This is a genomic window from Virgibacillus sp. M23 (assembly GCF_034190895.1).
GTDB lineage: Bacteria > Bacillota > Bacilli > Bacillales > Amphibacillaceae > Virgibacillus > Virgibacillus salarius.
This window is the reverse complement of sequence record NZ_JAWDHA010000095.1, coordinates 1-9,728: the sequence shown is the minus strand read 5'-3', so window position 1 is coordinate 9,728 and position 9,728 is coordinate 1. Positions and strand designations below refer to the sequence as shown.

The 9,728-nt window shown below is 37.7% G+C and carries 12 protein-coding genes; 5 read left to right on the top strand and 7 right to left on the bottom strand.

Annotation, left to right across the window (positions count from 1 at the left end):
• Positions 1-745 precede the first annotated feature (745 nt).
• From RVS70_RS20780 to RVS70_RS20770, 3 genes are all read right to left on the bottom strand, one after another.
• Positions 746-1,264, bottom strand: a complete 519-nt coding sequence (locus tag RVS70_RS20780) for a YwhD family protein (protein ID WP_121603969.1) — start codon at positions 1,262-1,264, stop codon at positions 746-748.
• Positions 1,265-1,337: 73 nt separating this feature from the next.
• Positions 1,338-1,832 (bottom strand): YwgA family protein, encoded by a 495-nt coding sequence (locus RVS70_RS20775; RefSeq protein ID WP_205389125.1) that lies wholly within the window; start codon positions 1,830-1,832, stop codon positions 1,338-1,340.
• The gene (locus RVS70_RS20770) at positions 1,822-3,141 is read right to left on the bottom strand and encodes an HD domain-containing protein (protein WP_166530099.1); all 1,320 of its coding nucleotides are present in this window, start codon (positions 3,139-3,141) and stop codon (positions 1,822-1,824) included. Before RVS70_RS20770 ends, RVS70_RS20775 begins: the two co-directional genes overlap by 11 nt.
• Before the next feature lie 267 nt (positions 3,142-3,408).
• On the opposite strand from RVS70_RS20770, the gene RVS70_RS20765 reads away from it, so the two are divergent.
• Entirely contained in the window at positions 3,409-4,263 is an 855-nt protein-coding gene (locus tag RVS70_RS20765; RefSeq protein ID WP_121603972.1) for a biotin/lipoate A/B protein ligase family protein, read from the top strand.
• Positions 4,264-4,395: 132 nt separating this feature from the next.
• Here the strand turns inward: RVS70_RS20765 and RVS70_RS20760 are convergent, their stop codons facing one another.
• Both RVS70_RS20760 and pta read right to left on the bottom strand, forming a co-directional pair.
• Positions 4,396-4,566, bottom strand: a complete 171-nt coding sequence (locus RVS70_RS20760; RefSeq protein ID WP_162986311.1) for a hypothetical protein — start codon at positions 4,564-4,566, stop codon at positions 4,396-4,398.
• A gap of 710 nt (positions 4,567-5,276) precedes the next feature.
• Complete coding sequence (gene pta / locus RVS70_RS20755) at positions 5,277-6,248, bottom strand: phosphate acetyltransferase (protein ID WP_026681823.1); 972 nt, start codon at positions 6,246-6,248, stop codon at positions 5,277-5,279.
• A 243-nt stretch (positions 6,249-6,491) separates the two neighbouring features.
• On the opposite strand from pta, the gene hemQ reads away from it, so the two are divergent.
• The 4 genes from hemQ to RVS70_RS20735 all read left to right on the top strand — a co-directional run bounded on the left by hemQ (position 6,492) and on the right by RVS70_RS20735 (position 8,791).
• Positions 6,492-7,238 (top strand): hydrogen peroxide-dependent heme synthase, encoded by a 747-nt coding sequence (gene hemQ, locus RVS70_RS20750; protein WP_026681824.1) that lies wholly within the window; start codon positions 6,492-6,494, stop codon positions 7,236-7,238.
• Positions 7,239-7,528: 290 nt separating this feature from the next.
• On the top strand, positions 7,529-7,954 hold the full coding sequence (locus RVS70_RS20745) for a cell wall hydrolase (protein WP_026681825.1): 426 nt from the start codon (positions 7,529-7,531) through the stop codon (positions 7,952-7,954).
• Between the two features lie 35 nt (positions 7,955-7,989).
• A complete protein-coding gene (gene gerQ / locus RVS70_RS20740; RefSeq protein WP_026681826.1) occupies positions 7,990-8,439 on the top strand; it encodes a spore coat protein GerQ in 450 nt (149 codons plus the stop codon).
• A gap of 100 nt (positions 8,440-8,539) precedes the next feature.
• Positions 8,540-8,791 carry a hypothetical protein gene (locus RVS70_RS20735; RefSeq protein WP_026681827.1) on the top strand — a complete coding sequence of 84 codons (252 nt, stop codon included), beginning with the start codon at positions 8,540-8,542 and terminating at the stop codon, positions 8,789-8,791.
• A gap of 16 nt (positions 8,792-8,807) precedes the next feature.
• On the opposite strand, the gene RVS70_RS20730 is transcribed toward RVS70_RS20735, so the two are convergent.
• Complete coding sequence (locus RVS70_RS20730; RefSeq protein ID WP_026681828.1) at positions 8,808-9,176, bottom strand: DUF423 domain-containing protein; 369 nt, start codon at positions 9,174-9,176, stop codon at positions 8,808-8,810.
• A 16-nt stretch (positions 9,177-9,192) separates the two neighbouring features.
• Positions 9,193-9,489, bottom strand: coding sequence for a YwdI family protein (locus RVS70_RS20725; protein ID WP_026681829.1), 297 nt, complete (start codon positions 9,487-9,489; stop codon positions 9,193-9,195).
• Positions 9,490-9,728 lie beyond the last annotated feature (239 nt).

Below are 9,728 nucleotides of genomic sequence, written 5' to 3'. Positions count from 1 at the left end.
ACGTAGACTCCTGCGGGATTAGCGCGAGCCGAAAATCCACTTTGCAACGTGTTCTTCTTTGCAAAGTTAGTTGAGGCCGTGCCCGCCGAAAGCGAAGTAATTAGTCGGAGCATTGCCAATATACATCTAACATTTCAAAATAACTACTTGGCTTAACGCAGTCATTGCACTAATTTTATACTTTCTTAACTTATAAAAAAGAAGCCGAATCCAGATATACTGGTTTCGGCTTCTTTTTTGTCCTAGTAATACATGAGTAGCCCATGTACTCCTATATTTTACAAATTTCTAATACAAAGTACAAGATAAAATCGATTGCTTTAGCTCGACGTCACAAAATGTTCACTTTTAAATGTTAGCATAAGGAAGTATTCTTAACAATTATTGAATGATTGTAAGAAGTAAAGACTTCGCCGTTTTCCACTTCAATACATCAAGTTTATCACGCTCTGTCCATTAGCAATGGATGTCAACTATCCAACCCTTGTACTCTTTTGAAATCACTCAAGCAATGAAGAAAAAACAAAATGGTTAAGTGTGGGATCAACTGCCAGTAAATGTCCGATTGGTTCGGGCCTACATGGAAGTAGGTCACAAAGGCGTTGCCACAGGCGTGGCGAATGAAGCCTTTGTACGTATATGTTTCAGTAAAAACCGGTGGAGCTTACTGCCAGTTATATGCGGGATAACAGATTTACGAAAACCTTCTAGGTTGGCTAGATTGCCAAGCTAGAAGGTTTTCTCCTTATTCTGGAAGTGAATCTTTCAATTCATCTTTGGAATTTTTCCACATGTCTGGATCAAATTCAACCAAGAAATCCTTTAATAATTTCTTAGAATGCTCATCCATATGGTCTACGATAACTTTACCTTTTAACGACTTTTCCATATGTGTAACATGCTCAGGCATGGATTTGTAGGCTCGTTTAATCGAACGGTCAACGCGTAGCTCACTACCTGCTACACCAGAATAATATGGTCCATTTTCACCTTGATCAACATTCACCCATACAATCCAGTATAATTTACCATTGGGTACCTCGTTTTTATCATTCAAATATTTTACGCGACGTTCGATATCACTTCTTGCATGCATTGCTGCCATATCAACATAAGCCTTATTTTCATTGGGATCCACAATTACGGAAGACATGTTTTCTAAACTAATCGAACCATATCCGTAACCACCATGTCCATCCGTTGAATCATCCTTAATGATCGTAAAGTTATTTTTTTTCTTATTCGAAGATTGATCGGAACTCATCCCAGAACCCTCCTTCTATGTTTACTGCTTTTTATTGTAGCATAGGTATTACCATGTTGACACCTATCTGTCTCTATTGCTTCAAGCCTTCAATAAAAGCGTGTGCCGCTTGTATTTCTTCATTCGTATATTTTTGCTTTGGTTTCACCGTATGTACCTTTGCAATATTTTCTTCTGTCGATAAGCCATCAAAATATAGCATTGTTGCAACAAGCTCTAAAAATCTAGAGCTTTTCCCCTTCATTGCTTCCACCTGACTGGAAAAATCGGGCATGTCCATTGCAAACTGATGTAAAAATTCTTCCCCATCATTTGTAATTGTATAATGATATTGATAATAATTGATTTTATCTTCCTTTTCCTCATGAATGAACCCCAAATTACATAATTCCTCTACTCGTAATGTTAGCTCTTCCGAATAGGGACCATAGAAATGAAATTCATACTTTTCTTCAAAAGGCATACCACACTTTTGAAGGATATAAATCATTTTTTGAAGCTTTTTCCTGCCAGTGACTTCATTAGCAACGGAAAAAAACTGCATTAGCTTTGCATGATTAGTTAGCATTCTTTACCTCTCCCTGACCACTAAGAATTTCTTCTACACGTTTCTTCACCGTACTATCTTCTATCTTCTCTATTAAATCAATAGGAAAGTACAATTTGTGATCCGTTCGTTTTTTTCCAGAAATGGATTCAACAATTTCCGACTGTCTAGATAACTCCCTCAACTCACCATTTGGCATAAGCAAATGAATGGGTAACCGCTCCTCCTCTTCCCCTGGGCGATAAAAATCATAGGGTAAATCAGATGAGGAATCGACTACAAGATAATAGTCTGGATCAATTCCTGCATTCATAAATAGGCGATGCAGCTCCATCCATTCATTCATTTGTAGATTCGGGTTAAATTCAATATATTTAAACAACCTTCGATTGGTAAATCGTTCACACAAATCGCTCAAAATGTCATCTTCTTCTTCCTGCCAAAGTTGAAAATAATAGGAAACAATCCCCTCATCTAATTTCAAATAATCTTGTAGTTTAACATGCCCAGTAAAAAACGAAAGAAAGTGCGTAGGCTCCAGTTTAAATGTATAATTTGAATCTTCATACAATACCTTTGCTCGATGAAGGATTTTCGATAATATGACTTCTGCACTTCTTGTAACAGGATGAAAATAGACTTGCCAGTACATTTGATAACGACTCATAATATAGTCTTCTACCGCATGCATGCCCGTGTACTTAATAACAACTTGATCCTCCATTGGACGCATCACTCGCAGGATTCTCTCCATATCAAAATGTCCATAGCTAACCCCAGTAAAGTAGGTATCTCGTTGTAAATAATCCATGCGATCCGCATCAATTTGACTGGAAATTAAACTAACAACTAGCTTATCCTTATAAGTTTTTGCAATAACATCTGACACATCCTGCGCAAATCCTTTTGCTACACGTTCCAATATTGCGTTTACCTTCGTATCACCTAATATAATCTGCTGTGTGAAATATTCGTGATCTAATTTAAATACTTTTTCAAACGAATGGGAGAACGGGCCATGTCCCAAATCATGCAATAACGCAGCACATAAACAAAGAAGACGTTCCTCACTGTTCCAATGTGGTCGTCCTTCGAAGTTAGTTATAATTCTACGAACAATCTCATAAACACCAAGAGAATGATTAAATCGGCTATGCTCAGCACCATGGAAAGTTAAATTCGTTGTACCTAATTGCTTTATTCTACGTAACCGCTGAAATTCCGGTGCTGCAATTAAATCCCATATCACCCTGTCCTTTACATGTACGTACCGATGTACAGGATCTTTAAATACTTTTTCTTCATGTAATTGCTCATCTTTATATGCCATGCATTCCCATCCGTTTCTTTTCGACGATTTCTTTTTATTATATAATAGATAAAGTGAACCTTCAATTAGGTTTTTACTGATTGGTAGGTGAACCAATCGGACATTTACTGGCAGTTTCCACTATTTTCTCTTCATGATATGTACTATAAATTGAAAGGGAATCTTACTGCCAATAGTGGCGGGATAAATAAACGAAAAAAGTAAGAAGCTAAACATACTAATACCTGGAGCATTCGTTTATTATTCAAGTAAATCAAGGAGTAAACTATGAAAAATTGGAAAGATTTGATACAACAAGATACATTTCGTTACATCGACCACTCTACACTAACTACCTTCAATAATGAAGCTTATACAGCCATACATTCGTTTGCGATTGATGATGCCCTGGCTCTTTCAATTAGTCATAGGTTATCACCACCAACTATGCGCTTATGGGTTCATCCAAACACCATTGTACTTGGTATTCCAGATGCAAAGCTGCCTTATATCGATGAAGGTATACAGCTGCTGAAAAGGGCTGGATTTCACGTAGTTGTTCGCAATTCCGGTGGTTTGGCAGTTGCTTTAGATAACGGTGTACTAAATATTTCATTAATCCTTCCTGGAGTAAAAGATCTATCCATTCACGAAGGGTATGAAGCTATGGTCCGTTTTGTTACGTACATGCTTGATGATCTAACAGATCAGATTGAAGCATACGAAATTGTTAATTCCTATTGCCCTGGAGATTATGATTTAAGTATTAATGGGAAAAAATTTGCAGGCATTTCACAACGTCGGGTGAAGGATGGTGTCGCTGTGCAAATTTATTTGGATGTTGAAGGCAATAGCTATAAACGGGCGAAAGTAATTAGAGATTTTTACGATATTAGCAAAAAAGGAGAGAAAACTAAATTCACTTACCCTTCGGTAGATCCTCATGTGATGTCTTCGTTGTCAGACTTATTGAATACACAACTAACCGTGGAGGATATGAAAGTTAGAGCGAAGAAATCCTTAGCAGCTTTCAATAACGAGGTGATTGAACAGCCATTTTCTGATTCGGAACAGGCGGATTACGAAAAGCGTCTCGAACAAATGAAAAAACGAAATGAACGAATTGAATCCACAAGCACCTGAAATGATACATTCTATTAAAAAAAACTGAGCAAATTTCGCTCAGTCCTTATCACTAAATGCTCAGATTTACGCTTCCTCTAGTAGCTATTATTCCATAATAGCTACTGCTTGCTTGACCACCACTCCGGCTGCTCACTTCCCTTTCCGTGGGGTTTGTCCTTCAGCTAACTTTTTTAGCAAAACCCGCTCAAAAAAGTGGATCTTCAGGTCAAACATTTCCCACAGGAGTTGAAGTGGCCGGCCTTCGCTATTATCAGGCTCTACAACGCTAGCATGAAGTAACACAGCTGCTTTTATACTCACAGATAGCGATTTTCACTTTACCCATTGTAAAAAAAGTCAACCTATTACTTATGACAAGAATTGTTGCACCTTCTCATAGCGGAGACTAATTACGTAGACTTCTGCGGGATTAGCGCGAGCCGAAAATCCACTTTGCAACGTGTTCTTCTTTGCAAAGTTAGTTGAGGCCGTGCCCACGGAAAGCGAAGTAATTAGTCGGATCATTGCCAATATACATCAAACATTTCAAAATACTACTTGGCTTAACGCAGTCATTACACTGATTTTATACTTTCTTAACTTAGAACAAAAGCGTGAGCGCCCGATTAGAAACATAGCGACTGGAGCGAGTCAACGGAGATAAAGGATTCATGGAGCTTGCGAGCCAATGATGACTTATCGTATGGCGATTCGTGAAGTCGCCTCTTTTCTGGATGCTGGAGCTGAACGCGGCTCAACACGCCCCCTATTTAGCCACATGGCTAATTTTATTTTTTCCTAGATCACCAAAAAACGAAAGATAATTAACCTACACTAATTATCTTTCGTTTTTTATTACTTTTGTCTAAGCCTCCATAGCAGATAACTGGAATATACTTTCTTTCCACGGAAAACAAATTTCAGCCTCTCCTCAGCATAACACTCACTGTGGATCTTTAAACCGTTTCTCCTTCCGTAGTCTGTATATTCAAGTTTTTCATCTAAAAAGGTTTCCGAAACAATCCCTTTCATTATTCTGCTTGAGCAGCAGTAATTAATGCTAAATTATAAACGTCCTCTGCACTACAGCCTCGTGACAGATCATTTACAGGTTTGTTCAAACCTTGTAAGATCGGACCAACTGCTTCAAATTCACCTAAGCGTTGGGCAATCTTATAGCCGATATTTCCAGCTTCAAGACTTGGAAATACAAAGACATTAGCATCACCCTGAAGTTCAGCATTCGGTGCTTTTTTCTTTGCTACACTTGGAACGAATGCTGCATCGAATTGAAACTCTCCATCAATAGTTAAGGAAGGATTCTTTTCCTTTGCAATGTTTAGAGCTTCAACAACTTTTTCCGTTTCCTCTGACTTAGCTGAACCTTTAGTAGAAAAACTAAGCATAGCTACACGTGGCTCCACGCCAAATAATTCTGCAGTTACCGCACTTTCCACTGCGATCTCAGCAAGATCTTGACTATTTGGAGCTATATTAATGGCACAATCAGCAAATACATATTTCTCCTGTCCTCGCACCATAATGAATACACCTGATGTTTTTTGGACACCTGCTTTTGTCTTAATAATTTGTAATGCAGGTCTAACTGTATCGGCAGTTGAATGCGCAGCACCACTTACTAGTCCATCTGCTTGATTCATGTAAACAAGCATTGTCCCAAAGTAATTCTCATCTAGTAGAATTTTTTCCGCGTCCTCTTTGGAAACTTTACCTTTACGACGTTCCACAAACGTCTCCACCATCAAATCAAATTCTGGAAATTCAACTGGATCCATCAATTTACAACGAGATACATCTACTCCAATGTCCTCTCCCTTTTGTTTAATAACCGTTTTATCACCAATTAATATTGGTGTTAGGATGTCAGCTGCTGCCAACTGACTAGCTGCTGTCAATATACGTTCATCTGTCCCTTCTGGAAACACGATAGATTTATTTTGGTTAGAAACCTTTTCTTTCACTTGCTCAAATAATTGACTCACTTTTATAAAACCTCCTAAATGGATATAGTTAAATAGTAGATGATTTTTTACATAAATTAAAGCAATTCCTATCTAGCTTTATACGTTTTTTGACAGTCTTATGACAATATAGCGAACGATGACGAATTGATATGTTTACGTCATGAATATACTGCCCAAATTATGCTATAGTAAAAACAGATCGTAAATAAATTAAAAGGTGCTCGTCATAACCTTACACACATAGTTAAAGGAGAGATAAATATGGTAGAAGCAGTGGAAACGATGGACGGCTGGTATAGCCTCCATGATTTTCGTACAGTAGATTGGACTTCCTGGAAACTTGCTACAGAAGATGAGCGTAAGGAAGCAATTGACAGCCTTCAACATTTACTTGTTAAATGGGATAAAGTTGAAGATGGGAAAGATGGAAGTCATGCCCTTTATAATATAGTAGGGCAAAAAGCAGATCTTATGTTTATGTTCCTTCGTCCTACAACAAATGAATTAGCTACCATTGAAACAGAATTGAATAAATCAAAAATGGGTGAGTTTTTAATACCTGCTCATTCCTATGTTTCGATTGTAGAACTTTCAAAATACCGACCGTATAAAGAAGAGCATCCGGAAGAAATACCAGAAATAGCCGCAAGGTTAAAACCAATCTTACCAAAATGGGAGCATGTATGCTTTTATCCGATGGATCGGCGACGCCATGGTGATGAAAACTGGTACACGCTTGAAAAAGATGTGCGAGGTAAACTGTTATACGAACATAGCATGACTGGCAGAAAATATGCGGGTAAAGTCTCACAAATTATAACTGGTTCCATTGGTCTTGATGACTGGGAATGGGGAGTTACTTTATTTGCTCATGACCCATTGCAATTTAAGAAAATTGTCTATGAAATGCGTTTTGATGAAGTAAGTTCTAAATACGGAGAATTTGGTGAATTCTTTGTAGGAAACCATCTTCCAAATGAAGCAATAGCAACATATTTGGAAATATAAGCCTCCTACTTAGCGAATTAAAAGATGTCCATGAATTGGGCATCTTTTTTATAGTCTAGGAAATTATAAAATTTAAGCCTATGGGTAAATATGGGGTCGACTCGTAATCACAGCGTGATTCCTTTATCTCCGTTGACTCGCTTCAGTCGCTATGTTTCTAATCGGGCACTTGCGCTTTTGTTCTTTTCCTTTAACAAAGCAAACGTAACATTTGATTTTATAACATATTTTCAATGCCTGCCACATACATATACTAATGCAACCAGAATGGACAGAAATGAGGAATGCAAATGGCTCTTGTCGCACATACAGATAATGATGTGGCGTTGTTAGCAAGATTAATGCGTGCGGAAGCGGAGGGGGACGGGGAGTTAGGAATGCTTATGGTAGGTAATACAGGTATTAATCGTGTCATTTCTAATTGTCTTGATTTTACAGAAATTCGAACGATTAATGATATGGTATTCCAAAGCCCTGGTGGGTTTGAAGCGACACAAAAAGGTTACTTTTACCAGCGAGCACGCGAAGCTGATAAACGGTTAGCTCGTAGAGTCATTCAGGGAGAACGACAGCATCCAGCAACAAATTCGTTATGGTTCTTTATGCCCGCTGGAGATTGTCCTGCTCAATGGTATGGTCAATGGAATGTAGGAAGATTCAAGTCTCATTGCTTCTATGCACCTACCGCCTCTGAATGTCCTTCCGTTTTCCGATAGTGAGGCATTAATATTTACTAATAGGAGGGTTTTACATGAGTGAAAACCAGGAAAATAACAATCAGCAAGCAGGAAACGGATATCAACCTTATCCGTATTACTATTATCCACCTTCATCTCCAGCTTATTATCCAAGTTATAATATGAGACAATACCCACCAACACAACAACAGACACAGCAACCATATCCTACGACCAGTAATCAGGGAATGCTTCCCATGCAGGAATCATACATCGAAAATATTCTTCGTTTAAACCGAGGAAAAGAAGCTACTGTTTATATGACTTTTGAAAATAATGACCAGTGGAATGCAAAAGTTTTCAAAGGGATCATTGAAGGTGCAGGCAGAGATCACATTATTCTAAGTGATCCGCAAACGGGTAAACGCTACCTCTTGCTGATGGTTTATTTAGACTATGTAACCTTTGATGAAGAACTAAATTACGCGTATCCATATGCAAATACCTCATACTCACCACGTTAAAAATCAAAATACGATCTAATAGAAAAGGGATGACACAACTTCCTTTGTGTTATCCCTTTAGCTATTAGATGTTTAGCAGTAAACAGAAAGGATGGATTCCATGAAGCATCCTTATGAAAAATTTATATTAGTCGAACTTATTACATTAGCTTGTGCCGCTGTAATCGGATTAATTGCACTTATAAAAGGCTATTTATTCTTAATTCTTTTCTGTCTTTTCCTTATTTCCATTAGTCTCGTATGTGATGGAATGATGGAATGGAACTTATACAAATCCATTCAAGCATTAAAGCAAGTGGCTCGTGCAGTACTTATCGTATTATTTTCTATCTATTTCCTATTTCAACTATAAACTATCGTATATAAAGCTATAAATGTTTTACAGCGAATGTACCCAATAGCACCCAGCCAATCAAAAATGCTACACCACCGAGCGGTGTGATCATTGCAAAGGTTTTAATTGCAGTTGTCGAATAAATATACAAACTTCCCGAAAACAGAATGATACCGATAAAGAACATCCAGCCTGCCCAAATAATACTAGCAGGATCAGCCTTCATCATTAATAATCCTGTTACTAATAATGCCATAGTGTGAAACATTTGATAATTTACTGCTTTTTCCCAGGTAGATAAAGCTTTTTCTGAAAGTCTTCCTTCTAAACCATGGGCACCAAACGCTCCCAACGCTACTGCTAAAAACCCATTAATCATGCCTAATACTAAAAATAGCTTCACGATTTACACCTCTTTATTAAAAATCAAAAATTGAATCCCCATTTGCTTCATCGTGTTCATTACCCGAGCTTGGTTTTGATGGTCTATGTAGTTTCGCATCATTATCACCAAGCATCGCCTTCATCTCTAAGGGAGAAATACCATTAACCTTAGCCCTAACTTGATCTTTTGCACTATCCTCAAGGAACAAATCACATAATAAACGAACATGACGAATATGCTTCACCAACTCTTCAGTGTTATTATCTTGATCTTTTGCTTCGTTTAGTTCATTTATCATTTTTTGTATGATTGTGGTATTTGCCACTGCCATTCATCTTGCTCCTTTCTTTTCTACCTCTTTTCATTATAAAAGCTGTGCTTCAGTAAAACAAACGTTTATTTGCATCATTCTCTCTTCATAAATCACTTTCTATAACAATAAGAAAAACTGAGCAAAATTCGCTCATTCCTTATCACTAAATGCTCAGATTTACGCTTCCTCTAGTAGCTATTATGGAATAATAGCTACTGCTTGCTTGACCACCACTCCGGCTGCCCACTTCCCTTTCC

Coding starts and splice junctions, on each gene's coding strand:
- RVS70_RS20725 (WP_026681829.1), bottom strand. CDS start 9,489: ATGGCAGTGGCAAATACCACAATCATACAAAAAATGATAAATGAACTA.
- RVS70_RS20770 (WP_166530099.1), bottom strand. CDS start 3,141: ATGGCATATAAAGATGAGCAATTACATGAAGAAAAAGTATTTAAAGAT.
- RVS70_RS20780 (WP_121603969.1), bottom strand. CDS start 1,264: ATGAGTTCCGATCAATCTTCGAATAAGAAAAAAAATAACTTTACGATC.
- RVS70_RS20745 (WP_026681825.1), top strand. CDS start 7,529: ATGGCTCTTGTCGCACATACAGATAATGATGTGGCGTTGTTAGCAAGA.
- RVS70_RS20765 (WP_121603972.1), top strand. CDS start 3,409: ATGAAAAATTGGAAAGATTTGATACAACAAGATACATTTCGTTACATC.
- RVS70_RS20735 (WP_026681827.1), top strand. CDS start 8,540: ATGAAGCATCCTTATGAAAAATTTATATTAGTCGAACTTATTACATTA.
- RVS70_RS20775 (WP_205389125.1), bottom strand. CDS start 1,832: ATGCTAACTAATCATGCAAAGCTAATGCAGTTTTTTTCCGTTGCTAAT.
- hemQ (WP_026681824.1), top strand. CDS start 6,492: ATGGTAGAAGCAGTGGAAACGATGGACGGCTGGTATAGCCTCCATGAT.
- gerQ (WP_026681826.1), top strand. CDS start 7,990: ATGAGTGAAAACCAGGAAAATAACAATCAGCAAGCAGGAAACGGATAT.